Source organism: Deltaproteobacteria bacterium (assembly GCA_016183235.1).
Taxonomy (GTDB): domain Bacteria; phylum UBA10199; class UBA10199; order DSSB01; family JACPFA01; genus JACPFA01.
The window spans coordinates 11,564-35,682 of record JACPFA010000042.1; the positions used below are offsets into that span (position 1 = coordinate 11,564).

The 24,119-nt window shown below is 44.3% G+C and carries 26 protein-coding genes; 8 read left to right on the forward strand and 18 right to left on the reverse strand.

The annotated features are described in order from the left end of the window. Position 1: 1 nt before the first annotated feature. The 4 genes from HYU97_10370 to HYU97_10385 are packed head-to-tail and all read right to left on the reverse strand — an operon-like array spanning position 2 to position 4,639. Entirely contained in the window at positions 2 to 1,105 is a 1,104-nt protein-coding gene (locus HYU97_10370; protein MBI2337148.1) for a methyltransferase domain-containing protein, read from the reverse strand. After that, entirely contained in the window at positions 1,102 to 2,043 is a 942-nt protein-coding gene (gene arsS, locus HYU97_10375; protein MBI2337149.1) for an arsenosugar biosynthesis radical SAM protein ArsS, read from the reverse strand. The genes HYU97_10370 and arsS overlap by 4 nt, the downstream gene beginning before the upstream one ends. Continuing rightward, positions 2,040 to 3,167 carry an inorganic phosphate transporter gene (locus tag HYU97_10380; GenBank protein ID MBI2337150.1) on the reverse strand — a complete coding sequence of 376 codons (1,128 nt, stop codon included), beginning with the start codon at positions 3,165 to 3,167 and terminating at the stop codon, positions 2,040 to 2,042. Before HYU97_10380 ends, arsS begins: the two co-directional genes overlap by 4 nt. A 14-nt stretch (positions 3,168 to 3,181) precedes the next feature. After that, positions 3,182 to 4,639: a radical SAM protein gene (locus tag HYU97_10385; GenBank protein MBI2337151.1), complete on the reverse strand. Its 1,458-nt coding sequence runs from the start codon at positions 4,637 to 4,639 to the stop codon at positions 3,182 to 3,184. Between the two features lie 157 nt (positions 4,640 to 4,796). On the opposite strand from HYU97_10385, the gene HYU97_10390 reads away from it, so the two are divergent. After that, positions 4,797 to 5,111, forward strand: coding sequence for a hypothetical protein (locus HYU97_10390; GenBank protein ID MBI2337152.1), 315 nt, complete (start codon positions 4,797 to 4,799; stop codon positions 5,109 to 5,111). Positions 5,112 to 5,210: 99 nt separating this feature from the next. On the opposite strand, the gene HYU97_10395 is transcribed toward HYU97_10390, so the two are convergent. Next, on the reverse strand, positions 5,211 to 5,723 hold the full coding sequence (locus HYU97_10395) for a cytochrome P460 family protein (GenBank protein MBI2337153.1): 513 nt from the start codon (positions 5,721 to 5,723) through the stop codon (positions 5,211 to 5,213). A gap of 71 nt (positions 5,724 to 5,794) precedes the next feature. On the opposite strand from HYU97_10395, the gene HYU97_10400 reads away from it, so the two are divergent. From HYU97_10400 to HYU97_10415, 4 genes are read left to right on the forward strand one after another with little or no spacing between them, the layout of a single operon-like run. Further along, positions 5,795 to 6,418 carry a sigma-70 family RNA polymerase sigma factor gene (locus HYU97_10400; GenBank protein MBI2337154.1) on the forward strand — a complete coding sequence of 208 codons (624 nt, stop codon included), beginning with the start codon at positions 5,795 to 5,797 and terminating at the stop codon, positions 6,416 to 6,418. Continuing rightward, on the forward strand, positions 6,408 to 6,689 hold the full coding sequence (locus HYU97_10405; protein MBI2337155.1) for a zf-HC2 domain-containing protein: 282 nt from the start codon (positions 6,408 to 6,410) through the stop codon (positions 6,687 to 6,689). The genes HYU97_10400 and HYU97_10405 overlap by 11 nt, the downstream gene beginning before the upstream one ends. After that, a complete protein-coding gene (locus HYU97_10410; protein ID MBI2337156.1) occupies positions 6,686 to 7,309 on the forward strand; it encodes an MgtC/SapB family protein in 624 nt (207 codons plus the stop codon). Before HYU97_10405 ends, HYU97_10410 begins: the two co-directional genes overlap by 4 nt. Positions 7,310 to 7,321: 12 nt before the next feature. Further along, positions 7,322 to 7,753: a DsrE family protein gene (locus HYU97_10415; GenBank protein MBI2337157.1), complete on the forward strand. Its 432-nt coding sequence runs from the start codon at positions 7,322 to 7,324 to the stop codon at positions 7,751 to 7,753. Positions 7,754 to 7,764: 11 nt separating this feature from the next. On the opposite strand, the gene HYU97_10420 is transcribed toward HYU97_10415, so the two are convergent. From HYU97_10420 to HYU97_10450, 7 genes are all read right to left on the reverse strand, one after another. After that, positions 7,765 to 8,067, reverse strand: coding sequence for a heavy-metal-associated domain-containing protein (locus tag HYU97_10420; protein MBI2337158.1), 303 nt, complete (start codon positions 8,065 to 8,067; stop codon positions 7,765 to 7,767). Then, a complete protein-coding gene (locus HYU97_10425; GenBank protein ID MBI2337159.1) occupies positions 8,064 to 8,549 on the reverse strand; it encodes a copper chaperone Copz family protein in 486 nt (161 codons plus the stop codon). The genes HYU97_10420 and HYU97_10425 overlap by 4 nt, the downstream gene beginning before the upstream one ends. Before the next feature lie 10 nt (positions 8,550 to 8,559). Next, positions 8,560 to 8,901: a hypothetical protein gene (locus HYU97_10430; GenBank protein MBI2337160.1), complete on the reverse strand. Its 342-nt coding sequence runs from the start codon at positions 8,899 to 8,901 to the stop codon at positions 8,560 to 8,562. Next, complete coding sequence (locus HYU97_10435) at positions 8,898 to 9,317, reverse strand: heavy metal-responsive transcriptional regulator (protein ID MBI2337161.1); 420 nt, start codon at positions 9,315 to 9,317, stop codon at positions 8,898 to 8,900. The genes HYU97_10430 and HYU97_10435 overlap by 4 nt, the downstream gene beginning before the upstream one ends. 116 nt (positions 9,318 to 9,433) lie before the next feature. Then, positions 9,434 to 10,090, reverse strand: coding sequence for an endonuclease III domain-containing protein (locus HYU97_10440; protein ID MBI2337162.1), 657 nt, complete (start codon positions 10,088 to 10,090; stop codon positions 9,434 to 9,436). A 7-nt stretch (positions 10,091 to 10,097) separates the two neighbouring features. Continuing rightward, entirely contained in the window at positions 10,098 to 10,373 is a 276-nt protein-coding gene (locus HYU97_10445) for a hypothetical protein (protein ID MBI2337163.1), read from the reverse strand. After that, complete coding sequence (locus HYU97_10450) at positions 10,357 to 10,740, reverse strand: hypothetical protein (protein ID MBI2337164.1); 384 nt, start codon at positions 10,738 to 10,740, stop codon at positions 10,357 to 10,359. Before HYU97_10450 ends, HYU97_10445 begins: the two co-directional genes overlap by 17 nt. A 99-nt stretch (positions 10,741 to 10,839) precedes the next feature. Between HYU97_10450 and HYU97_10455 the strand changes: the two genes are divergently transcribed. The 3 genes from HYU97_10455 (at position 10,840) to HYU97_10465 (ending at position 13,832) form a co-directional block, all read left to right on the forward strand. After that, a complete protein-coding gene (locus HYU97_10455) occupies positions 10,840 to 11,850 on the forward strand; it encodes a response regulator (protein MBI2337165.1) in 1,011 nt (336 codons plus the stop codon). A 246-nt stretch (positions 11,851 to 12,096) separates the two neighbouring features. Further along, the gene (locus tag HYU97_10460; protein ID MBI2337166.1) at positions 12,097 to 13,077 is read left to right on the forward strand and encodes an NAD-dependent epimerase/dehydratase family protein; all 981 of its coding nucleotides are present in this window, start codon (positions 12,097 to 12,099) and stop codon (positions 13,075 to 13,077) included. Continuing rightward, complete coding sequence (locus HYU97_10465) at positions 13,074 to 13,832, forward strand: carotenoid biosynthesis protein (protein MBI2337167.1); 759 nt, start codon at positions 13,074 to 13,076, stop codon at positions 13,830 to 13,832. The genes HYU97_10460 and HYU97_10465 overlap by 4 nt, the downstream gene beginning before the upstream one ends. A gap of 24 nt (positions 13,833 to 13,856) precedes the next feature. Here the strand turns inward: HYU97_10465 and HYU97_10470 are convergent, their stop codons facing one another. The 6 genes from HYU97_10470 to HYU97_10495 form a co-directional block, all read right to left on the reverse strand. Next, on the reverse strand, positions 13,857 to 16,523 hold the full coding sequence (locus HYU97_10470; protein MBI2337168.1) for a hypothetical protein: 2,667 nt from the start codon (positions 16,521 to 16,523) through the stop codon (positions 13,857 to 13,859). A 99-nt stretch (positions 16,524 to 16,622) separates the two neighbouring features. Continuing rightward, positions 16,623 to 17,546: a hypothetical protein gene (locus tag HYU97_10475; GenBank protein MBI2337169.1), complete on the reverse strand. Its 924-nt coding sequence runs from the start codon at positions 17,544 to 17,546 to the stop codon at positions 16,623 to 16,625. A 17-nt stretch (positions 17,547 to 17,563) separates the two neighbouring features. Continuing rightward, a complete protein-coding gene (locus tag HYU97_10480; GenBank protein MBI2337170.1) occupies positions 17,564 to 18,322 on the reverse strand; it encodes a hypothetical protein in 759 nt (252 codons plus the stop codon). Between the two features lie 105 nt (positions 18,323 to 18,427). After that, positions 18,428 to 22,216 (reverse strand): hypothetical protein, encoded by a 3,789-nt coding sequence (locus HYU97_10485; GenBank protein ID MBI2337171.1) that lies wholly within the window; start codon positions 22,214 to 22,216, stop codon positions 18,428 to 18,430. Between the two features lie 193 nt (positions 22,217 to 22,409). Further along, positions 22,410 to 22,973: an AMMECR1 domain-containing protein gene (locus tag HYU97_10490; protein ID MBI2337172.1), complete on the reverse strand. Its 564-nt coding sequence runs from the start codon at positions 22,971 to 22,973 to the stop codon at positions 22,410 to 22,412. Continuing rightward, entirely contained in the window at positions 22,921 to 23,874 is a 954-nt protein-coding gene (locus HYU97_10495; GenBank protein MBI2337173.1) for a SpoIID/LytB domain-containing protein, read from the reverse strand. The genes HYU97_10490 and HYU97_10495 overlap by 53 nt, the downstream gene beginning before the upstream one ends. Between the last annotated feature and the right edge of the window lie 245 nt (positions 23,875 to 24,119).

A 24,119-nucleotide genomic window follows, 5' to 3' on the forward strand; every position in this document is an offset into this window, starting at 1 on the left:
GTCAGCAACACCCTTGATTCAAAGGGGCTTCACCCGAAACGATCGATCCTTTCGGGCCACAATCAAACAAACCATAATGGGTCGACAAATCCCCTTCCACACGAAAGTGCAGGGCATATCGCGTTTGTGCCAGCATCGCCGCTGTGTTACTGCACACCAACACAGGCCGCCCCTTTTCAAAAAGGTGATGATCGTCGAGTGGGAAGGCCTGCGAACATTGAGGGATGGTTCCTAAATAATAGGCCACCTGGCCATAATCTTCACAACGATCTTCCAATTTCAATTTGAAAGCCCGAATAGTCATGGAGTAAAAGGGAATCGTTCCGACTTTGTGTTCGATGTCAGGGTTTTGGAGGATGATTTTTCTTTGCGTCACCACGCGGGAATCAAGACAGCCAATCTCGGCCAAGAGCCGTCTGAAATCTTCGATATACAAAGCACCCCCGAGACACTCCCCGACCAAGACGGGATCTTTTGCTAAATGTGCGGGCAAGCGTTGGCCCGAAAAGACGTCTGCAAAATACAATTCCCCCCCAGGTTTTAAGACACGAAAAATTTCAGAAAAGACGCGGCGCTTTTCGGGTGAAAGATTGATCACACAATTGGAAACCACAACGTCGATCGAATTTGTTTGGATTCCTAATCCTTCCAAATCCTCGATATATCCATGCAGAAACTCCACATTGTTTTTGGAATAACCGAACGACTGACGATGGTAATCGAGGTGATTTCGGGCAACAGCTAATTGCTCCTCCGTCATATCAACCCCGATCACTTTGCCTTCGGGCCCCACAAGCTTAGAGAGGATAAAAGTATCCCGCCCTGCCCCACAACCAAGATCAAGAACCGTTTTTCCCTCTAACACAGCCGGAATGGGTGAACCACATCCGTAAAATTTTTCTAACACCTCAGGATGAATTTGGCTAATGACAGGCTTGAGATGGGCGGGCCCGGCATCGGTCGTACAACAGGCATTGGTTTTTAAATCCCCATTCGTTTTTAGGATCTTGCCATAGTATTGTTTTATGCTTCGACTTTGCTCAGCATAGATGCTTCGGCTTTGCTCAGCATAAACACTTTCGAATGTTTGATTCTTATCAGTCATGTTAAGGCCCCTCCACACGATGACCCCGCCCCTGCCGTGCAACCATAGCAGTGCTCAGCAAAGGCAATGTTGTTGGTTAATAATTCATTAAAAGATTGAATCTCCCAGATGGTTTTTTGTTGTCTCCCAATCGGGATTTCTAACATTTGGTTAAAATCGCAATCATAGATCTGCCCATCCCACCCAATGGAAATCAAATGACGACACATAACATTGGCAGCCGCTTGGGGATTGAAACTGTTTACCAGTAGCTGCATGTATTCTTCAAACTTGTCGGTGCGGTGTAAGAAATCTAAAAAACGTTTAATCGGCATGTTGGTAATAGTATAAAGGTGATTGAACTCAATACCAAACAGTTCTTTTAATTCTCTTTTATAATCGGCTTCTAACTTTTCTTGCGGCGGAGGAAGAAAGGGGCCAAGTGGATTGTAAACTAAATCCAATTGAAGCCCCGTGTTCGCCCGACCATATCCCAACTCATTAAGCAGCCTTAAGGCCCGAATGCTTTTATCAAACACACCATTGCCCCGTTGTTGATCGACATTTTCTTTGGAATAACACGGAAGCGAGGCTATTACTTTAACACGATATTCTCGTAAAAATTGTGCGGTGTCCTCCTGGCCTTTCTCAAAGAAAACGGTCAGATTGCAACGATCGATAACTTCCTTTTTTCTTTTTTTTAGTTCCTGCACTAAATGACGAAAATGGCGATTAAGTTCTGGCGCACCACCCGTAACATCAACAGTATGAATCGTTTCAGCTTGATCTAAAAGAATCATTAAGCGATCGATGGTTTTTTTCTCCATCATTTCAGTACGCTTAGGCCCCGCTTCTACATGACAGTGATGGCAGGCCTGGTTACAAAGCTTGCCCACGTTGAGCTGCAAAACTTCCATCGGCTGCCGATTGAGCTGCAAACCCTGCTGAAACAATTTCATGGCACCACCCCCTTAAAAAACCAAAAAAAGAGACCCCCCAGCACCATCGCCACCGGTAGGGTGATGAGCCATGAAGTGGCAATGCCGGCAATGGTCTTCCACTTGGCTTTTTGTGTAACTGCGCCAATTCCAAAGAGTGCCCCGCAAGAAACATGGGTGGTAGAAACGGGCATCCCCATTTTTGAAGCCAAGATTACCAAGGCGCTAGTGACTAGATTTGCCAAAAAACCCTGGGCGTGATTCATGTCAGTGATTCGAAGAGACATTGTGTTGGCAACTTTTTTTGCGCTTATAATCCCTCCCAACACAATCAAAACCCCAACGCCTACGATAGAAAAGCGAGGGCCGAAAACCTGACTGGCAAGAAGAACCGCGGCAATTTTGGGCGTGTCATTAAGCCCACGTGCAAAACTAACGGCACCCGCCGACAAATAATGCAGGCCATCTAAAAGTGAACCAAGGTCAATTCCCAAAAGCCTCCCCTGATATCGCTCCACACAATGAGCCTTGGTTCCAAAAGATATTTCGGGATGAGTAGACAGGCTCATCAAAGCCTGCTCACGCGAAAGTCCCAGCGGAACCACACCCACCACTTGTGTGCCCACACACAAACAGTTTTGTTTTTGAAGGCCAGAGAACAATTTTATCTTTTTTAACAATGGATAGAGCCCCATGGTTGCAAAAATTGCAAACAAGGGGCTCACAAGAAGGGGAAGAAAAAAAGTTCCAAATAGTTTGGAAAGCTGAATGCCAGAAGTCGATGCCATCAAACCCACTCCGACTAAAGCACCAACCAGTGCATGGGTGGTAGAGATGGGAAACCCTAAGCGGGTTGCCAACCACACTGTCATTGCAGCAGCAAATCCGACGGCCAAAGGAAAACTTTTGAGATGAAGAATGGCATCGGGAACCAAACCTTTGCCACTAAAAGCAACTAAAAGCCCTTTGGCAAGCAGCAACGCGGCCAAAGACCCAAGCGCTGTCGTCAAGGTAGCCCAGGCTAAGGCTTTTTTATAATCTGTGGTGCCGCTTCCATATAATGTAGCCACCCCTTTGAAATTGTCATTGGCCCCGTTGGCGAAAGCAAGAAAGAACCCACACAGAATGCCAAGAATAATTTCCATCAAACCCCCTTTTCTTATTTAGATGCTGCAAACGACAAAAGGTTTCTCTCGTGTAATGCCCTCAAAAAAGTGAGGGATTCATTGACAAAAGTGTCTTCGGACATATCAGGTAATTCCTTCGTAAATTTTTCAAGGACCCCTGCTACGGTGCTTGATGGATGGGCTATGAGAATTTTAAAAAATTTTGCTGCGGCCTGACTTAGGTTCATCACCCGTATCTGCTGGTCACGTGCATCTTTGTATATCAACAGCACTATTTCTCCACTGTTGTATTCAGTTAAATCGGATTCTGCCGTCATCTGATGAACGGGATAGCTGAATTTTTGAAAACGAAATTGAGGATTTAAAATAACCTTGGCTTCGGCAAGCAAAAGTTCATTCGATGATGGAGAAGGAGCTGTAGCAGCGAAAACCTCTGCTTCTTCAAGCTCAGAGCTTAACGATTGATAGCGGGCAAGGTCCATTCCAAATACGGTTGACTGTCTTGCAATGGCAAAAAAGTTTTCTGCCCGGATCCCCTCGTCAAGCAGCTTAGGATAAACGGTCTGTTTGATTTGACAATCGACCGATTTATTTTTTTCTCGGCTCAAAGGGCAACCACTGTGACAAAGGGCAAAGTAAGGGCAGTCTTTGCATTCAGGGTCGATGGGGCGATTGTTATAAAGTGGCTTTCGTTTACTGCGAATTTCCTCAAAAGATTCTTGAAACCAATTTGCAAAAACACCCAAATCATAATAACTCTTATTACAAGAGTAACAGTTGCCATCAATATCAAATTCATAAAAATTGCAGTCGTTGCCATCATGCATGCAAAGATCGGGCATAAAGGCTTGGAGATGTTTGAGGTTGCGGCTGGCGTAAAGCCATTCGGCAAAGCGAATTTTTTCTTCTTCCGTAATCCCATAACCATGTTCACCTAATTTAAAGGTAATGCCCACCACCAGTGGTCGGATGGATTCTACCCAATCGCTGAATTCCTTCAGGTGTTTGATGGTTAGGCTGGTGATAACGCCAAGCACCCCCACCTCAAATCCCCTTTTTCTCAATTCGGTGATATTTTTCATCACCAGGTGCCAGGTGTTATTTCGTTGTGGGTTGTGGATTTCAGGGCTCCCGTCGATGCTAATCCCCACAAAAAGTCGCTTGGGATCTTGGATCACCCCCAAAAGCTTATCAAGATATTGCGGTGTAAACCGTGTTCCGTTAGACTGTATTCTTACATCGTCAGTCACTTGACCAAAGTGCTTGATCACCTCACCTAATGTTTCAGCCGAAAGAATCGTGGGTTCGGCCCCATGCAGTGTCACATTTCCCAACCCAAACTTTTCTGTTTTCACCTTGGCAACGAACCGTTTTGCCGATTCCAACGCCTTTTGATTGTAGTCACTTTGTTTGCTTTTATTATATTCAGGCACATAACAGTATTGGCACCTTAAGTTACACACCTTGCTGATCGCAAAATAACAATTCATCTAAACTCCTTTTCGTCTGAGATGCAGAATTTTAATAAAAGTCTCTTGCTGATGGCGATATGATTAAGAACATATCGATTTTTTTCGTTGCTCATGAGACTTTCTAAGATCTTTAACATCCAACGGTTCAAAATGATTTTACAAACAAGGAGGTAGAATGGACAAGAAAAAACTGCTCATTTCTGGGTTAACCCTCGCGGGTTTTCTGGCAATGAGTTCACTCACACCCCTGGGATCGGTTTCCTTTGCCGAAGACCAAGTCCCCCCGGCAAAAGAGACCCAAAAAAGCACTGACATGAAAAGTGGAAGTTGCGGCGCGGGTTCCTGCGGGGCCACGAAAGACACCAAGAAAAAAGAAGATAAGAAAGAAGAAGCCAAGATGAAGGAAGGTTCCTGCAGTGGAACCAAAGATAAGGCAAAAGAAGGCGATAAGAAGGAAGACAAGCATGGAAGCTGCACAGCTATGAAGTAAAATTAGGGGCCCTCTAAAAAAGGGCCCATCGCTTTAACCCTTTAGCCCCGGCAATTCTAAATTGTCGGGGCTTTTTTGTTTTCCCAAAATTTTTTTGGGTTATTGTAGTTGATGAAGAAAAATATAGTCGTTATTGGCCTGTGACAAATGACAGCTGATGCACATGCCAATATTTCCTTCGCCCTGGACCTCTCCATTTGAACTCACCATCACCCAAAACCAATCATTCGTTCTGGGGCGAAAGCCCTCAATCTTTTTCATGATGGTCAAAGTCCCCATGTCTTGAGCATCCGCAGTATCAATACTATCTTTGACAATGATCGAACCATTCGGAAGGTTTTCTGGAGAACTGTCAAGGGCTGCAGCCGCGATATCGTTGATATAAACTCTGGCAAACGGACCATGCGGAGCACTACTTTCAATGGTTCCAATGGCCTCTGAAAATTGCTCCCACTCGGTATAAGGGTCGGTTTCGGTTATCTGGGCATAAATTTGAGCTCCCGATTCATCTGTTGTAGCTCCGGTTGTTCCCTCGTTAGCACCACTCGAACCGCAACCCCAAATTAGTACCAAAAATGCTGCCAAAATCGTGCCTTTAATCATCATCGGCATAAATTTCTCCTTTTTTTACTATTTTTTTGACCACTTGCGTTAGATGTTGTGGTAGAAAAAAGGTCTTAAAAATGTCCCCTTCTTTTTTCCAACAAGATCTTTCCCCCTCTTCTGCATCTGAATCTAGTGAAGATGTACTGCTGCGTGGGCTCAAAGAAAAAGAGTCATGGGCTTACCAGCAATTAATCGATCGGTGGGCCAATAAAATTTATCGTTTGGCGTTTCATTTTTTGAGAAAGAAAGAAGACGCCGAGGAAATCGTGCAAGAAGTTTTACAAAAAGTAGTGGAAAAGATCGGCACCTTTCAGGGGCAGTCTTCTGTGTACACATGGATCTATCGCATCGCGGTTAATCAGGCGTTGATGAGACTGAGAACCATGAAAGGAAAACAGTTTGTCTCTTGGGAAGAATTTGCACCGCATTTTGAGAATGGCATTCGGGTGCAGACTACAGCCGATTGGTCGACAAAGCCTGAAGCATTTTTTGCACAAAAAGAGCTTCAAGCCTTTTTGAAGCAATGTGTCGATGAGCTACCCGAAGATTTAAAAACCGCTTATCTCCTCAAAGATATGGAAGGACTCTCCGAAGAAGAAGTTTGTGAAACCTTGGAATTGAGCAAACCAGCCATGAAAAATCGCGTCCATCGAGCGCGGCTGATTTTGCGGGAAAGACTAGAAAGAAAGTATGTTCGCTAAAACGTTGATCATGAAACTGATGTTTCGGATGATGGGGCTTCCCACTTGTGAAGAGGTGGATCAGTTTGCCTACGATTTTTTAGCGGGGCGATTAGATGCAAAAATCATACACCAAGTAGAACGGCATCTTAAGACCTGCAAAAATTGCCAGAAGTTTATGGTGTCCTATCGCAAGACATATGCCTTGGCCCAAAACCTCCCACCCCCAACCCTAGACTCAGAATTTAAGGAAAAAATGTTTAAATTTTTATCCAAAAAGGGAGACGCATGAAAGAATTGCTAATTCCGCTTGCAGTGAGTTTTATCACCGGAACCATTTTAGGGTTAGAACGAGAGCTATCGCACAAACCCGCTGGCCTTAGAACACAGGTGCTCGTGAACCTCGGAACAACCTTATTCATCCTGGCAGGGCATAGCTTCGGTGGTGAAGTGGCGAGACTGGCTGCCAATGTGCTAACTGGCTTGGGTTTCCTAGGCGCTGGTGTCATTTGGCAACAAAAGGGAACCGTGCGAGGCTTAACGACAGCAGCCCTCATCTGGGTAAACGGAAGCCTTGGTGTCGTGATTGGTTTGGGCCAATATACTCTGGCAGGAGCGGCAACCATTCTGGCCCTCATCGCCTTACGGTTTTTAGGAATGCTTGAATCCCGAATCAAGAGCAAATGCCGTGTTTTTCGCTATCAGGTGACATCAAAAGAAAATGATCAAGTCTTGCAAACCATCCACAGCGCTTTAAGCCAGTGCCATTTTCAAGAAGACCCGCTCACCTTTGAAAAAGGAACGTCTGCCGTGACCATGCGCTTTGCCTTCTGCAATCCTCCGCCCCGGCACCACGAGTTTGTCGAAAGCTTAAGAAAAATGGCCGATGTGTTAGAAGTTAAAATTGAATAAAGGAGGAAGATCATGATCAAAAAAATGTTATTACCGTTATTTGCTATTGCCAGTCTTGGGTTGGGCTGTCAGGCAAAGATAAATCAAAAGTATCTCATTATTCTACAAGCAGGCACAGAAAGTCATGAAGGCATGGCCCGTGCGGTTCATGCGCTTCTCTACGCCACCGAACTCAAAAAAGCAGGCTTTACGGTAACGCTCATCTTCGACGGAGCCGGAACGGAATGGGCCAAGGCCCTCATAAACCCCGAACACAAACTGCATGCTTCTTACCGCCAATTGCAAGATGCCGGAGTCACCGAAATTATTTGCGATTTTTGTTCCACGGCCTTTCAGGTTCGGGAAGATCTGAAAAAAGGCAAAGTTCCTCTCGTAGCAGAATTTGAGGGTCACCCAAGCCTCGTAAAATGGATCAAGCAAGGATATCTTCCTATCGTACTGTAGCAATTAGAAAGTTAATGCGTTTCAACCACTTTATAACCGGCATCAGCAACTGCCTTAACGATACTGTCCTGACTGGTTTTGCTGGCTTCATAGGTGCATTGACCCTCTCCATTCTTGTGATCAATAGAAACCGCCTGGCAAAGAGGAGTCAGTTTCTTCTGAATCATGGCAGAGCACATGGGGCAAGTCATCCCTTCGATTTTCATATGCACGGTCTTGGTGTCTTGTGGCGTCGCAACTTTTTCTTCAGCACCAACCGTCGCTGTTCCCAGCAAGAATATCCCCAATAGGGTTAGAAGCAAACTTTTCATCATGGTACCTCCTTTTTTAAGATTGTTTTGACAACAGAGCTGACATTCCCCAGGCAACAAGTCCCCTGTGGATTCGTGTATTCGCAAAAGCAATTTTTGGCCTTCACTTGTGCAGTAATGAAATCCGGAATTGTTGTTTTTCCAGTCTCTCTGATTTCTTTTTCCACGTCATGGCGGAAAAAATTAAAACAGTAGCAAATGGGGATCGGGTCATCGGTTTCTTTGATTGTGACCCGTTCACTCAATTGGTCCCTCGTAAACACTGAAGGATCATTTTCAGAAAAATAGACAACGGGGCAAGTTGGGGAAAGACAAAACCGGTAAGAAGCCTTTTCCTGAACTTGGGGTTGAAAAGGTCCCTTCAGCATATAGCGAACGGTCATCATTGAGACCCCCTTGGATTTTGAGTCACAGCGGGGGCAGTTTTGCCGGCCCCTTGTTTCGGCTTCAGGGGCCTCATGTTTTTCTTTGCTACAACAATTCATAACTCTCCCTTTAAGATGCAATCAGCCATGTGATAATTTGAGGACCAATCAAAAAAATCAACACCAACCCTGTAGAAACCCATAAGAGTATTTTGGTGACTCGTTGACTTTTGGGACTACAGAGCTTTGAATCTTCACAGGTCACTGTCTTGCGCCCATAAGTAAAATAAAAGGCAACTGCCAAAAGGACGACCGTTATTACGGTGAAGTACTTCTGATACGGCACCAGCACGGTTGCAAAACCAACAGTTCCTGTGAGCCCAAGCAGCAGGAGTGGTAAAGCACAACATGACCCTAAAAAAGCAGTGCCTGTAGCCAAAATCGCCATAACCTTGGGCGTGTTTTGTTTCATATTTTCCTCCCTTTCGATTGCAAGTTTTCCAGGATAGGGCATTCACTGACCGGCCCTTTGCCTCGGCATTGATTTGTCAATTGGTTCAGGGCCTGCCTGATCCGTTTGAGGTCGGCGATCTTGGCGTCCACTTCTTTGATTTTTTCCTGCGCTTTCCGTTTTACATCGGCGCACGTCGTCGTAGGCCCTACGCTCAAGCTCAATAACTCTTTGATTTCTGCCAGCGTAAAACCAAGGTCTTTTGCTTGTTTGATAAAACGAACTCTATCAACCGTTGCCGGTGGATACTCCCGATAACCCGAATTTCGCCGTGGCGGTTCTGGGATTAAGCCTTCCCGTTCATAAAAACGGAGGGTCTCTACCCCAACCCCAGTCATACTTGCCACTTTTCCAATGGTAAAATGCCCTACCTTCATATCGACCCTATTATAAACCCTATAGTATACTACAGGGTCAAGGTTTTTCTTAAAAAGTTTAAAGACATAAATACCGGAAGTTTATAATCTACAACTCTCAGGGGAGATAATTCGAATTAAACCCAATGAGGCAGGCTATTGAGCGGGCACTGTTCACAACGTGCCGTGGGTTTGCAAAAATTTTTTCCGATCATCACAATCTGGGCGTGAAATTCTTTATAAAATTTTACCTCTGGCTCCAGCACATCCATCACCACTTCCTGAAGATCTTCATATTGCGCTTCGGGCCCCACCAACCCATGGCGGGTAAAAATACGATAGGTATACGCATCGACCACAAAGATGGGGTGCTCTAGGGCGTAGAGCAAAATGCTATCCGCCGTCTCTTGCCCTATGCCTTTGACGGATAACAATTCTTGGCGCAATTTTTTTGTGGGTTGTGCAACCATTTTTTGAATGTCACCTTGGTAATTTATTTGCAGGAATTTTAAAAATTCTTTCAACCGCTGAGTTTTAACATTAAAGTAGCCCGCGGGCCGAATGGTTTCGGCTAGTTGGGAATCAGGCAAATCAAGCAAGGCTTGCAAACTTAATAAATTTTTAGCTTTTAAATTTTGAATGGCCTTTTCAACGTTGGTCCAGGCTGTGTTTTGAGTTAAGATGGCGCCCACCATGACCTCAAAGGGTGAATCACCCGGCCACCAGTGTTGTAAGCCAAAATGCTGAAGGGAAAGTTGATAGATTTCTTTTAGATTTTTGCGGACCTGTGCCATGAAGATATTAACTGGCAGGTGCACCTTCGGCTGCAGCAGGCGCTGGGGCTTGACTCGCAGCCTCTACCGTACCACTGCGGGATTTGCTCCACGCTTCATAGTGGGGCACACACATGCCCAGCTTAGCCATGGGTTTGAAACAGCCTTCGTTGAAGCAGGTTGTATAACGTGACTTGCCCAACTCCCCTCGCCGCCATTTTTTATAATGAATGCGACAATAACCTTTGGCCCGATAGCCGCGTTTACAATCTTTAACTTTACAATTTTTATTTTGTGCTGTCATGTTTGGCCTCTATTTTAGGTTTAGCATCGGTTTGTTGGGAATATTTGTTGATAATCCGTTCTAGTTCTTTTTTGTCTTCGGGTCGAATGTGATCGAGGCTTGGCTTTTCTTGCACAACCTGTTTTGGATCGGAAGAACTCGGTAATCGAACATTGGGTTTAAAGGCCTCTTCAACCGAAATATCTTTATTAATCACGGCCATTACCCGGCCTTTCACGCTTTGATAAACCCATTGCACCGTGTGGTTTTGCCAAAATTGCTTAGCGTATTCTCGAGCTGGCTTGCCAGAAAAATTAAGATTAAGCACCAACGCCACAATGACTAAAACTATCACCGTGCTCAACAGTTTTTTCGCCAATTTCCACATGGAGGCCTAATTTAACAGGCTCCCCCTAAACTTACAAGTTGAAAACCAAAAGCCCTAATTTCCTTTGTTTTTTTTAGTAAAGTGCTTTAGCATAGAGTCATGGCTGAGACCAAAACCCCAAAAAAAATCCCCTCGAATGGGATTGTCCCTGAAAAAAAACCTAAAATTCTCATTGTTGACGACCACCGCACGAATATTGAACTGCTCATGGCGCAATTAAAGGCCTACCCCTACGAATTAGTCAGTGCGGCCGATGGCGAAGAGGCCCTACGCGTAGTTGAGCAAACTCCCCCTGATTTAATCCTGCTTGATCTCATGATGCCTAAGGTATCGGGGTATCAAGTTTGTCAAACCTTGAAGAATAGCAAAAAAACCCAGTTTATTCCCATTATCGTGATTACGGCCTTAAAAGAATTAGAAGATAAAATTAAGGCCATCGAAATGGGGGCCGATGATTTTTTGATGAAGCCCTTTAACAAGGTTGAATTGATCACCCGCGTCAAATCGCTGCTCAAATTAAAAGAACTTTATGACGATGTCGATAGTTCCGAAAGTATCATTTTTACTTTGGCCGAAATGTTAGAAGCCAAAGACGTTTATACCCGCGGCCACTCCGAACGCGTGGCCCGCTATGCCGTGTTGCTCGCCAAATATATTGGGTTGTCGGAGGCCGAGCAATTGTTGATTCGTAAAGGTGCCCTGCTGCACGATATTGGCAAGATTGGCATTTGCGAAAGTATTTTGAACAAACCCGACAAACTCTCCCAAGAAGAATTGGCGCACATTCGCAGCCACCCTGCCCGCGGTTGTGAAATTTGCAAAACACTCAAATCCTTGATGGCAACTTTGCCGGTGATTCGTCATCACCATGAACGCATTGATGGCAAAGGTTATCCGGATGGAATTGGCGAAAAAGAAATCAACCTGGCCCCTCGCATTGTGGCCATTGCCGATGCCTACGACGCCATGACCAGCAATCGCCCTTATCGTAAAGGGATCGCCCCGGCCGAAGCCCTCAAAGTTTTTGAACGGGAACGCTTGTATGGGCAATGGGATCCAGAACTGGTTTCTCAATTTATCAAACTCATCCGTCACGAGATGCATGCTTGAACATAAGGTCTCAATTTTTGGTAGAGAGCGTTTGGGTTATTTCGTCAGCCGGCGCTCCATCGGCGACCCTAATGGGACTAGCCGGCACGGAATCCTTCCGCGTTCCCGCTCAGAAGCGGGCCTCGGCTTTCCATGCCGGCTAGCCCGCATTGGGGGCCCCGCCGATTCCGCGATGGCTTCCTCAACAACCCAAACGCTCTCTACCAAAAATTGAGGCATTACACTTGAACAATATTCGGGATTTCGATGCAAATATTGGTAACCGGCGCTTCAGGTTTTCTAGGCTCTCACCTTATTGAGGAATTAAGCAAACAAGAAGATATCACGCTAAGAGCTGTGTTATCAAAACAGCATCAACAAAACACCCTGCCTAGCGACTTTCTCATTGCCGGCCTCGATATTGAGGTGCTTGCGACTGATTGGCAAAACCCCCAAGAAATTGATGAATGGGTAGAAGGCTGTGATATTGTCTTTCATTGTGAATCTTATGTCTCTTTTGATCGCAAGGCCAAAGACCTTATGAATCAAATACATGTCATGGGCACCCAATACCTTTTGGAGGCTTGTCACAAAAATAAGGTTCAAAAATTTATTTACACTTCGGGGATGGAACTTTTACGACCTCCAATGGCCGATGGGGTCGCCAATGAAGAAGATGGTGTTTCACAAGAAGACCTTTTAACCCCTTTTGCCAAAATTCGGTCGGCAGGAGAAAATTTAGTTTTACAATATTGGCGTAAAAGAACTCTGCCGGTGGTGATCGCTCATCCCACCGTATTAGTGGGCCCCAAAGATGAAGAAGTTACCCTTTTTGGCCAATATCTCTTAAAATTATTGAAACTCGAAAGTAAATTCTTGATTGAAACGGGCCTTAACCTTATTGATGTAAGAGACGCCGCCAAGGGGCATGTGTTAGCCGCAAAATTAGCCAAACCAGGGAGTCGTTTTATATTGGGCAACAAAAATGTTTATTTATCAGAACTGGTATCTAAAGTGGAGGAATTAAGTGGAGTGCCTTGCCCGCGTACCATCCTGCCCTACTGGATGGCACAATGGGGCAATCGTTTGAGTCGCGGCTTTCCAGCGGGGCTTATTCGGCAACTTAAGAGGCCTCTCTTTTTCGATGCCCATAAAGCGGTGACCGAACTCAAAATGCCGCAAAACGATGTGTGGAAGGCTTTAAGACAAGAAATTGAATATTTTAAAAGAAAAGGCCTTGGGCCATGATTGAAACACTTGTAACCATGCTTATCAAACGTTGGTATGTGTGGTGTTTTTTAATCAGTTATTTTTTAATAGCCCATTTTTATTGGGGATGGCGGCAAACACTTAAATTTTTATTCTTGGGTTATCTATTGGCATGGGGCAGCGAGGCTCTTTCGATTCGCCATGGCTTTCCCTATGGGCTTTATCAATACCATTACGAAGCCATGCCCCATGAATGGATGATTTTTGGGGTACCCTTTTGGGATTCACTCTCTTATGTTTTCTTAGCTTTTTTTAGTTTAACGGTGGCAACGTTGATTCATGCCAAATATCGGCCACAACACCCCCTCATTGAAATTCAAAATAGTTGGTTAACGTTGTTGATGGCAGCTTGTTACATGATGATGATTGATATTGTGATCGACCCCGTGGCCAATCAAGGTGAAAAATGGTTTTTGGGAAAGATTTATCATTACCCCGAAGGTGGGGCTTATTTTGGAGTACCCTTAAGCAATTTCGCGGGTTGGTGGTTAACCGCCCTGGTCATTTATATTTTTAATCGCATGTTATGGCCCGCCAAAGAATCAAGCCTCATGGAACGTTTTTTGCCTTTAGGCACCCTGCTCTATTTTATGGTGTTTATTTTTAATTTCCTGATCACTTGGTGGATAGGAGATTACAAACTACTCTTTGCCGATATTTTATGGGGCACCCTCATGTTCGCCATCGTCTACCATGCCAGCCGCTACAAAAACAAAATCCCCTTACATTTTTAAAATTATGATCACGGCTATGATTGATTAGGGTGAAGGGATATTTAAGAAGTCATTTTGCCAGTAAGTTTCAACAGGGACATCAATTGAAACATAAGGATGTAAAATATGTTCTAGGCGTGTGTTACTAACGTCAAAACCAGCTTCAGCCAATAAATTTTTTGTATATTCTAAGCTCATTGTTGCATCGGGATGATAATGACCAGAACCATTGTTCAAAGAAATGATCTTATTATTCTGTAAATAAAATTCACCCGCAGCATAAACGTTGAGGCCCCCTGCTAAAATACTATGTGCCGGACGCTCATAACCTGGTTCAATGGCTTCTTCATAAACACGCATAACATTATCAAAACCCACCGTATAAATAAATTTGCGGATGTTATTCCATTCCTCATGAGTAATGCGGGCGGTGAGCTGACGGTAACTATCTGCCCCTATCACTTCTCTATACAAATCTAAAATACCTTGTTTAGCTTGAGCAATTTTTTCATCGAATGCAATACTTGCTTGTGCCCTTTCTGCAATCGGTAAGTCCCTAAGCCTATCTGTTTTCTGTTGACGCAAGTTAGTTAGATGATCCCAGGCACTTTGAATACGCCGCCGATTGATTTCAAGGCCTCTCTTTACTTTACGCGCTACATCCCCACTCTGTCCAAGCTCTTGGAGGATTTTTAAATTTTTATCTAGGATTTCTTGTTCTAATTTTTTAAACTTCGATACGCTCTCAATCTCGTATTCACGATGCACAGCACGCAATTCTGAAGACCCTGCCGGATAATAGACTATGACTTTTCTTGTCTGATCCTGGTACACACCTGTTCTTACTTCAGCTGCAAGATGTTCAGCCGTTGGAAAATTTTCAGCACAATGATAATCTCGCTGCCACGGCACTTTTTCAACTCGCTTTTTGGCATGATGCCTTGATCCAGGTGGCTTATCGCCTTTCAACACAGATTTGACGACATCAAAATAGATGTGCAAAGGTATCAAAGGAAACCCTGTTGCCGGCCCTTGATATCCTTTAGCTGCACGGGCCTCAGTAAAAGAATCATCTGCTGCCAAACGACTACTTTCAATTTCGGCTACTTCTCGACGACGCTTGGCATATTCATCGTGTGCCCTAGCCCGTAGTTCATCAGGCAGATTAAAACGCCCTCTCATTGCCTCTGGAGCTTCATGAGCAAAATAATGTTCAAAACGTCGAAACTCGGTATCAATAAGATGGTCGGTTATTTCAACGTATTGAAATTCAGAGCTAAAGTCGTTGGTTTTTTGTTCTGCTATTGCTTTTAATAGATTCAAACGCTTTTGATGCAATAAGTTTTCATACTCACGGTAGGCATTAAGATCATGGATTTTTTTTGGGTCAAATTTCGCTTTATTAATCACATCACGGTACGGACTATTTTGCACATCAGCTACATCGAGGACAGTATCCACAAAGATAGCTGTAATCCTGCCTTGTTCAATGGCGCGTTGTAATCCTTTTAAAATGAGACGTTCGTCTTCAGTCAAATCTCGTTTTGCATCGGTAACTTTAGGTTGGATACGACGTAAACTCCGCGTGCTATTGCGCGCTTCTTTAATTGGAAATACCACTCGATGGTGTTCTGATAATTCAAGTGAATAAAGAATTTCTATATTGGGCGCATATTTTTCAGCAAAAGCCAAAAAGGTAGGGTCAAAACGTCCTGTCAATTCAACCGAAGCACCCTGATAGAGACCTTGCTCGATAGCTGCTTGATATTTTAAAATTTGATTACGCACTTGTCGCGTTTCACCGACCCCATAACGCGAATAGCGTTTATGTTCCCAGATATGATCAGGAATTAAAGCTAGGTCATTATCAATAGGTGATGATAATTCTGTCCACTGGTTGCGCACATCCAAACCACGGTAGGTCACTTGTGTTGAACCCTGCGCATCTATCCCAATGGCCATCGCATCAAAAAATTCCGCCATGTATCGAAGGTTGGTCAATTCAAAAAGCAGGCCTTGCATGACATTATAAGAACCAACAATATCTTTGCTAATATTACCCTCTGCTGCGGCCAAAGCCTGACGTATTTTTTCTTCTCCCTTTGGAAAATCTAAGCAAGCAAGAATCAATGGAACTTCTTCTGTTTTAATTAAACCCAATTCTGCATAACGTTCTAATTGGCTTTGAATTGTGTCTCGCGATGGAACTTCGTAGGTTTGATGACTGCGCCATAGTTGAATCAGTAAATGACGCAACAACTTAAAGTCACGGGTAATGTTATGCAAACCTTGCTGTCGTGCATCCATATTATGTTGCGTATCAACTAATAAATCATGCAGACGCTGAATGATTTGACCAAAGGAAAGTCGTTCCGAATCAACCAAAAGCCGATCGACCCAGCGGGCAAAGGGTTGATTTTCAGGAGTAGCAACAGCAACACGAACCCCTTCCGCCATACCATGAAAGGATCCCTCTTCACGGGCAACAGTAGCAACTAAACTTTCCCCATAAATACCACGGACCGGTGCCGCTTCTAATGCCCCCAACTCAGACAAACCACGAACAGCCCTCGCAGCATCGATCGGTTTAGGAGCAACACCTCCCTGTTGAGCTGCTAAGGCAACACTCGCCAGCCTTCCCTCAACACGAAGTTTGTCGATTTCTTCCCTGCCCCGATTGGGATCAGATGTAACACCCCTTGGTTTAGCCATGCAAACCTCTATAAAATCATAGAGGTTTTATCGGCATTAATACTGGATAAATTTCCTATTTAAATAATTTTTTATGTATATTTATGTTTAATTAATGAACTATTGGAGCAAATCGACTTCACCATGCGCGATCATCTTAGCCAGATTGGAATCGGGCATTACCTGTACTTGCCCGCTAGCATCGACCGTAAAGGAAAGCTCATCTCCGGTTGTAAATGCGTGAGTGTCCCAGTAAGCACGATCAGAAGTTGGTGGCGCAAAAGTTCCAGCAATAACGGTATAAAGGCCAAATTGACCGGTAGGTCCATAAGGACCTGCAACAACATATAAAGTATTCGTAGGAGCACCAACTCCATTGACAATATTCACGATTTCCTCTCGCCCTCCTGACCTTCGTTTAACTCGAATACTTTGTTGGCCTTCTAAGGCAACAATGCCATCTTGCCCTAATGGTGTATTTTGTGTCTCCAAACGAATCACCAAACGTCTTCCTGGCTCACTGGTGCCTACCGCAACGCCTTCAATAACATCGCCCGTATTGAAAAATCGAGTACTCAAATTATCTGGAATCCCTAAACGTGCTAAAGATATCGTAAGATCCTTGCCAAACGCCACTTCTCCTTGGAAACCATGAGTCACTAAAGTTTCAGCAAATTCAATTAAAGCGGATGGATCTACAAACACCCCTCCTCTACCCAAAGTGACCTTCGAACCCAAACCAGGAGTTGCAGCATCCACATGCACAGCCAAATGGGCGTAAATGGGGCTATCTGGAACATTAGCAGATTTTAAAGTCATCCCAGCGGCTTCTGGATTAGCTTGCACCCCCGCTACACCCACAGCACCTAATCGTGCCAAACCTGCCGCGGCTGCAGCTCCCGTTAATTTTAGCGCTTCGCCATCAACTTGAACGCGGGCCCCTTCTACGAGTTTGTCTCCGGGCCTATCTGTCCGTTTCTTATCCCGAACACCTTCACCTTCAACCGGGGGCCTACCCCCACCAATACCTCTAGGTCGTGCCATAAAAAAATTCCTTATGATTAATCAAAATAGTTAACTATATCCTCGCGCCGTATGCCAACTTCTTGTCCATCTTGGCTAACGATGATCGAGAGCTCAAACTCTCTTTCATTTCTAAGAGTAACCATGGCATAGGCTTGTGTGGATGGATTTATGATTACCTCAAAATCACGCGTCATGTTTTCACCGTCTGTTACGGTAAAAGCTAGCCCATCGATACCAATATCCTGTCCAATCGCACCACTCACTTCTCCCGTCTTAGGATTGCAACGATTACGAATCACTGCAATGTCGCGCACAACTGCCGTTGAATCGAGAATAATTCGATAAGAACCATCTGCTATCCTTGTAACTGTTAATTCAACTCCAGGCACGCCGTGTTGATTTATAAGCCTACGGGTTGCAGGCCTATCTCCATGTACCGTAAAGTAGGCATAACCATCTGCTCGATCTACAGGATCCATGGTTGCATGTGGATCAAAACGACCATCTAATCTTGCTAATTCTTCAGAGCGCACCGCTTCCACACCCGGCGTGTCAAAAATGCCGCTTGCTGATCTTCCTATCCCACCTTCCTTTGTCTGAACAAGCCTTTCTAAACCCACAGCAGCGGCAGCAGCATCAACAGCACTTACTTCAGTTCCCGAAGCCTGTGCAGCCTTTACTGCAGCTCGAGCCGGATCTTTCCTGCCCTTGTCTGCACGTAACTCTTCAACTCCTTCTTCAGGCACCCGTGGAGGAGTACCGCCACTTTGCCCTGTTTTCCTTGGTCCTGCCATAATACCTCCTGGCATAAATATTAATTGTTATATCGGGGTTTAAAAGCTTGTGTTGCCTATATTTTATAAAAAAATTTATTTATATTCATTAATAATGTATTATAATTACACACCTGCACGGCGATAAGCCGCTTCGCGTTGCTTTAATAATTGCCGTATTCTCCCTTGAAGACGTTGGGATTCTTCGAATTTATCGGGATGAGCATGAACGGGTTTTGAATCTCCTATCACTAAATAAGTCAAATTTTGGGCATAGTCATGGCGCCGCCGTTCCAACACATCCCACGTCATAGCAATTTCACGTTCAATTCTTTCAATGTTGGGGCGTTCTCGTTCAAAACGGCGCTGCTGAATTTTTTCTATCGTTCGCCTTGCTCCAAATCCACCCGTCTTCAAACCTAATAAAAATGATAAATTCCCCTTCGCCATCTCCATCATATGATGCTTGCTAAAGGCATTATCCCAATAAGCATAGGCATCTTCTATGCCTTTAAATTCACCATCTGCAAAACGTAAGGCACTCTTCAAGACAATATCATTGGTGACACCCCAAACATTAAAACCCATATACTCGCCAGCAAATCGAGTAGCAGCCATCAAAGGACGTTTGGCAACATCCCCGGCAATGCCAAATGCACCTCGAATCAAAAATCCACCTTGCGGATCAATCGCATGACTAAGTTGCATATGTTGAATTTGTTCTCGCACAGAAATGCCTCGGAGGGCTTTAAGCCGGTTAGGCAAACAACGTAAGGCCAGTGCTTCGCTTCTTGCTAAAACCCGAAGCATGGGATTAAAGGCCATCACATCCCAAGCAAAGTGAGCAGCATTTTGTTCGGCCGAAAGCCCCCGATCCCACACAAAATGTCGGCCGACGCCCAATTCACTAGCAATAAACTGAAAGTTCTTTTCTAAAAGATGAAAAGATAAAGCGTGGGTAAACCCAAAGGCTGGACTGCGGATATGAGGCGTGGTGAGCAACCAACGTCCGGCACCTAATGCACGATGACCTAGCCTAGTTGCCCCAGGGATATGCGCAAGCCCTCGCCCTACCATTGCACCGCTGGATCGCACCAACCGCGCTGCCCCTGCCACAGCCCTTAATCGCCCCACCAATGAAGCGCCCCGCAACAGTAACCCCGCTGCAAAAGGTGCCATGTAACTTGAAAGTAACACGATCCCTACGTCCAAAACAAATTCACGTTTGGCGTGGATATCAGCCAGCCGTTCAGTTTCTTTTGCTAAACTATATTTGCGTTGTAGGATACCCTGCATTTTGGATTGTGCAGCCTCAAAATGCCCCGCGGCTACTTCACGATAGGCTTCAGCCCATTTTTTGCGCATCTTATAAACTCGAGGTACAAAGGCCTGACCATCCACAAGGTAGTCGCCGTCCATTTCACCAAGCTCAGCCAATTGATTTTCAAGGTCATTGAGATTTCGATGATTATCAAGGAGGTTTTCAAACCGATCAACATATTGTAAGCTTTGTGTCGCAAATTCAAGGCGGGCTAAAGTTTCTTCCATAGGGTTATGTTGAACAATGCCCTCTTGTGAAAGCTCTGCTTGCAAATAAAGATTGTAGCCTTGTCGAACATGGTCATAGACATAAACCCCGTTTGCCACACAGGTATCTTTGATCCCATGTAGCTGCGGATTTTTCCGAATCACCTTTATTAAAGCTGGATCATCATTATGAACCCCTAAGATCGAGCGCATGATTTGATCGGCCGGCAGTTGCATGACGGGATCCTGCCCCTTTTGATCAGGGAAAGGGGATGTCGCCTTGCCTTGTAACATCAATGCCGAATCGTAGAGCTGACGCCGTCGACCCTCAAGACTTGCAAGGCTGATGCGACGCTGGGTAAAAGCTAAATCCGTTTCATCTTTTAAACGTAGTTCCGTTTTAAGCTTGTGGCTTTGTAAGGTTGCTAGAATATCTTCGCCATAACTTGCTGCCATCACTCGATGTAATTTTTGAAATAGCCCCCGCAATTTTTCTTGCGATGTTATTTCATCGATTTGCTCGCTCGCAATTTGATCAGCTAAGTTTTCTAAACCCAAAAATACTTCCTGCATTGTTTCTAGATTTCGTTCCCAAAATATTTTGCATTCTTCCGTCTGCAAAATATATCTTAAGGTCTGGCTAATGGCCAATACGTCTGTTGATTCTTCCGACAGATATTGCGCCCCTACCCTAAAAGGTATCGGCATGCTTTGCATATATTCAGAAAATTCTTCGTCGCTGATTTTGCCTTGCATCACTTGTTCTAAGACATACAAAAATTTTAACGGTGCTGGATTGTGCAAACGCAAGAAACTATCGGCCTGTTTTGTTTTACCGGCATTTTGTTTTTGAACGATGTTTTGCATGACCCTTTGCATTTGCATGGCAGTCTTTGAATCAATTGGAAAAATCATAGCAAGGTGTTGCAGCGAAACCCCTGATTTTACATCCCCAAATGTCATCCGTGTTACTTCGTAAAGTCGCTGAACTTCCATATAATGAGGGTTCATGGGATTGATCGGCCCAAATACCTTTTCCACTTCTTCGCGAAACTCTTTTGCCCCTTGAAGAAAACATTGAAACTCTGGCAAACTTTGAGACATGTCATTGACGCGATCCATTTTGTCTGCATAGGCTTGGTTCCAATTTGTCTTCAAAAGGTGATGAAAGGCCTCCAAGTTTGACGCTTGAGTTTTTAACGTTTCGAAGTTGTCCAAGCCTTGTTGCCATTCGATGTATTTTGCATTGAGGTATGCCTGCATCATAGCCGCATCATCAGGATACACAGCCTGTAGCTGCCGCTTGGCTAAATAGGCCATCACTTCGATTCGTTTGGGAATAGTTCCATTCATCCAACGCAATAAATCCGCCTGCGTTGTACCTATCAAGTCACCTAACCAAGGCAGGAGCGCACGAAAAGTATTCAGTTGATCATAATCCGACCACAAACGAGGCAAGCTAAGTTTAAATTGTAAATCTTGCAGATGAATTATAGCATCTTGATTCAAATGTGTTGGCTGAAATTTTTCTAAGTCTGAAAAAAGATTTTCGTAATTTTTCGCAATAGAACCATCGGGATCTAAACCTGTTGTCTGCAATTGAAAAAGGATGCTTTGACTCTTTGTGGCTAGATCAATAAGCCCCGCTACTTGCCCAACCCATTGTAAATTAGCCAATAAATCATTTGTATTTTCAGAAAGCATCTGCTCGCGCAGATGATCAGCCGTAGCACGGGCCAAAGTTTGAAAACGACCTGCTTCTACTTGTTGTAAACGTATATACAGGGCAAGGGCTGCATAATTGAACATCAGCTGTTCATTTTTTTGAAGATAGGCGGGATGGGCAGCTAAATGCATCTGAAATGTTTGACTCGTCTCTTGTAGTTGCTCTTGCGCTTCCACAATAGCTTGTTCTAAATCTTCCAGTTGTTTTTGTTGAGCCTGCATGCGGTTTTGAGCTTTAGGCAAAGGCTGCAATAATAATTTTTGCCTTTGTTCGGCTAATTTTACCAAAGCATCACGATGATTATTCATTACTGCAAACTCGTCTTTCAATTCAGGAGGAAGTGCATGGGCCGCATCCAAATGCTGGACCATACGGTCGTAAAGAGGCCGATCCTGAACAATCAACTGCTGCATCACGTCGCCATTTAATCTCTCCCAATCTTGTGAGTTCAGTTGATAGGTACCTCGAGCGTGAAGGGAAGTTTTAGTCTGTTCTGCTAAGAATGCTTGGTAAAGCTCTGTTGGATCAACACCTTGTGGCTGTGGTGCCAAGGCTTCACCTGCTCCAATAGGTTCATCTAAAAAAACTTGCTCCCAATCCCCCACAAGAGGAGGATTTGGTTGAACAATTGCGGGATTTTTAAGTACACCTGGAACCACCATAGCACCCTATAAATAGACAAATCCGTTTTTATTCTCGTCTATTTATGGCACTAAAGTTCACAATTATTATGTATATTTATGTATAATTAATATATTTATTTACTCACATGTTAATCTCTCGGCCTTTAAGAACAGCCGATGCGCAGTTAGAATTGAAATGTGTTTTTGATAAGGCGGACTAAGTAGATTCAGTTTACAATTTAAACCCTGGGGCGTGGATGCGATAGAGGGTGAAGGGTTCTTGGGGGGTGAGGCCTGCCTTGCTTTTTAAAAGGCGTAACAAATATTTTTGGGTTTTGGCTTCGCCAGGTAGGGCCATGGAGGCCTTGGCCCCGCTTTTTAACATGGCTCCATCGAGCTTGGGGTTGATTTGATAAATTGAATGAACTTGCAGGGGGGTTTTTGGGAAACGAACCCATACGCTCCAATGCAGATAATCAGATGGCTGCAAGGCTTTTGAAAAACGGGGGTGTGATAAAATTTTATCGAAGATGCCTATTAATTCTTCTTTTAGATTTTTATGGTGTGGGCGCACATCACCTAAGCAAGCAAGCGTGCGGTTGTTTTCTTCTAGGGTGACAAAAATACCTGCTGAGGTTTTTTCTAAATAGGCATAAGAACCCAAGGGTTCTTTTTTAAAATATTGTTGAAAAAGGTTTTTGATTTCGGATTGGAGAAAAACAGAGGTTTCAGCCTGCAACGAGCTAACGCTTAAGCAACTGAGTACCAGAATAATAAAACTGTAATATTTTTTCATAACTCCAACCGCGCTTAGCAAAATGACTGGCCCCGGCCTCACACAAACCTACGCCGTGGCCAAAACCTTTTCCCTCTACCATTAAATGATCCCCCTTAAATTCCCATTTAAACCATGTACTCTTAAACAAGGCCCAACCCAAGTTTTTGCCAATGAGACTCAATAACTCCGACGCTAACCATTCTTGGTGGTTTTTATCTTCTTGGTAAAAACTATAAATCCTGCCTTGACTTGACGCTTGAGCTATTTTTAACTTTTCGAAATAAATCCCCAATGCTTGTAATTTTTGAATTTCCCGGGGATAAACATCCCGTTGCCATTGAAAATTTTCAGCCTGGCTACAAGCCCCTTGATCATCCACCCCTTGCAAATAAGGCAAAGGCTTGCCACCGAACACAGCTTGATTGGGGGAGGTCATGCCACCACACACGCTATGATACAGCGTTACCGCCGGTTCACCTTGATAAGTTAAGATTTTATGTTGGGTGGCCTGAGTAGCCCTACGATAGATAGGGTCTCTAACTAAGGCCCCATAAACCTGGCAATGGGTTAGGTCGCATAAATCAAAACCTTGAGCTTCATGCCGATCTTGAAATTTAATGGCATAGGTACGAATCGCAACACTGACCGCCTTCAAAGCCTCTAGGTGAGTATCCGCAGGCAGTTCGCTAGCCAACACACTTTGCACATAATTTTCTAAACCAACCTCGGCTTGAATTTCAAAACCATTTCGAACCACCTGAATTGTTGTTTTACCCACCACATTTTTTTGCCCAGCTTCAGGATGCCGAATTTTGGTTAACCCTACAAAGGTCAAGGAACCCTGCACGGGTTTCTTTTTCCAAAACAACTGCCCCGCCTCAAACGATAAAATCTCAAAACAACAAGCCCCCTCTGGCATAATATAAACCTCTTTGAGTTCGCGCCCAGAGAAAAGTTCTAGTTTTAAGATTTGAGAGGATTGGGCGAAGGTCAACGGAGAGAAAAGAAGGCTGCAGAAGATAAAAAAGAAAATTAATTGTACAAAGTCTTTTCGAAGCCGGAAGAGGCTACTCGAAACCCCTTTGCTCGGGGTTGAGAGAGCCTCTGCCGGATTCGAAAAGACGTGGAGATATTTGCAAAATAAAAAGGAAGATTGCCACGGGA

Bases quoted from the DNA above. Each gene is read 5' to 3' on its own strand.
- HYU97_10370 (MBI2337148.1), bottom strand. From the start codon at position 1,105: ATGACTGATAAGAATCAAACATTCGAAAGTGTTTATGCTGAGCAAAGC.
- arsS (MBI2337149.1), bottom strand. From the start codon at position 2,043: ATGAAATTGTTTCAGCAGGGTTTGCAGCTCAATCGGCAGCCGATGGAA.
- HYU97_10380 (MBI2337150.1), bottom strand. From the start codon at position 3,167: ATGGAAATTATTCTTGGCATTCTGTGTGGGTTCTTTCTTGCTTTCGCC.
- HYU97_10385 (MBI2337151.1), bottom strand. From the start codon at position 4,639: ATGAATTGTTATTTTGCGATCAGCAAGGTGTGTAACTTAAGGTGCCAA.
- HYU97_10390 (MBI2337152.1), top strand. From the start codon at position 4,797: ATGGACAAGAAAAAACTGCTCATTTCTGGGTTAACCCTCGCGGGTTTT.
- HYU97_10395 (MBI2337153.1), bottom strand. From the start codon at position 5,723: ATGCCGATGATGATTAAAGGCACGATTTTGGCAGCATTTTTGGTACTA.
- HYU97_10400 (MBI2337154.1), top strand. From the start codon at position 5,795: ATGTCCCCTTCTTTTTTCCAACAAGATCTTTCCCCCTCTTCTGCATCT.
- HYU97_10405 (MBI2337155.1), top strand. From the start codon at position 6,408: ATGTTCGCTAAAACGTTGATCATGAAACTGATGTTTCGGATGATGGGG.
- HYU97_10410 (MBI2337156.1), top strand. From the start codon at position 6,686: ATGAAAGAATTGCTAATTCCGCTTGCAGTGAGTTTTATCACCGGAACC.
- HYU97_10415 (MBI2337157.1), top strand. From the start codon at position 7,322: ATGATCAAAAAAATGTTATTACCGTTATTTGCTATTGCCAGTCTTGGG.
- HYU97_10420 (MBI2337158.1), bottom strand. From the start codon at position 8,067: ATGATGAAAAGTTTGCTTCTAACCCTATTGGGGATATTCTTGCTGGGA.
- HYU97_10425 (MBI2337159.1), bottom strand. From the start codon at position 8,549: ATGAATTGTTGTAGCAAAGAAAAACATGAGGCCCCTGAAGCCGAAACA.
- HYU97_10430 (MBI2337160.1), bottom strand. From the start codon at position 8,901: ATGAAACAAAACACGCCCAAGGTTATGGCGATTTTGGCTACAGGCACT.
- HYU97_10435 (MBI2337161.1), bottom strand. From the start codon at position 9,317: ATGAAGGTAGGGCATTTTACCATTGGAAAAGTGGCAAGTATGACTGGG.
- HYU97_10440 (MBI2337162.1), bottom strand. From the start codon at position 10,090: ATGGCACAGGTCCGCAAAAATCTAAAAGAAATCTATCAACTTTCCCTT.
- HYU97_10445 (MBI2337163.1), bottom strand. From the start codon at position 10,373: ATGACAGCACAAAATAAAAATTGTAAAGTTAAAGATTGTAAACGCGGC.
- HYU97_10450 (MBI2337164.1), bottom strand. From the start codon at position 10,740: ATGTGGAAATTGGCGAAAAAACTGTTGAGCACGGTGATAGTTTTAGTC.
- HYU97_10455 (MBI2337165.1), top strand. From the start codon at position 10,840: ATGGCTGAGACCAAAACCCCAAAAAAAATCCCCTCGAATGGGATTGTC.
- HYU97_10460 (MBI2337166.1), top strand. From the start codon at position 12,097: ATGCAAATATTGGTAACCGGCGCTTCAGGTTTTCTAGGCTCTCACCTT.
- HYU97_10465 (MBI2337167.1), top strand. From the start codon at position 13,074: ATGATTGAAACACTTGTAACCATGCTTATCAAACGTTGGTATGTGTGG.
- HYU97_10470 (MBI2337168.1), bottom strand. From the start codon at position 16,523: ATGGCTAAACCAAGGGGTGTTACATCTGATCCCAATCGGGGCAGGGAA.
- HYU97_10475 (MBI2337169.1), bottom strand. From the start codon at position 17,546: ATGGCACGACCTAGAGGTATTGGTGGGGGTAGGCCCCCGGTTGAAGGT.
- HYU97_10480 (MBI2337170.1), bottom strand. From the start codon at position 18,322: ATGGCAGGACCAAGGAAAACAGGGCAAAGTGGCGGTACTCCTCCACGG.
- HYU97_10485 (MBI2337171.1), bottom strand. From the start codon at position 22,216: ATGGTGGTTCCAGGTGTACTTAAAAATCCCGCAATTGTTCAACCAAAT.
- HYU97_10490 (MBI2337172.1), bottom strand. From the start codon at position 22,973: ATGAAAAAATATTACAGTTTTATTATTCTGGTACTCAGTTGCTTAAGC.
- HYU97_10495 (MBI2337173.1), bottom strand. From the start codon at position 23,874: ATGCCAGAGGGGGCTTGTTGTTTTGAGATTTTATCGTTTGAGGCGGGG.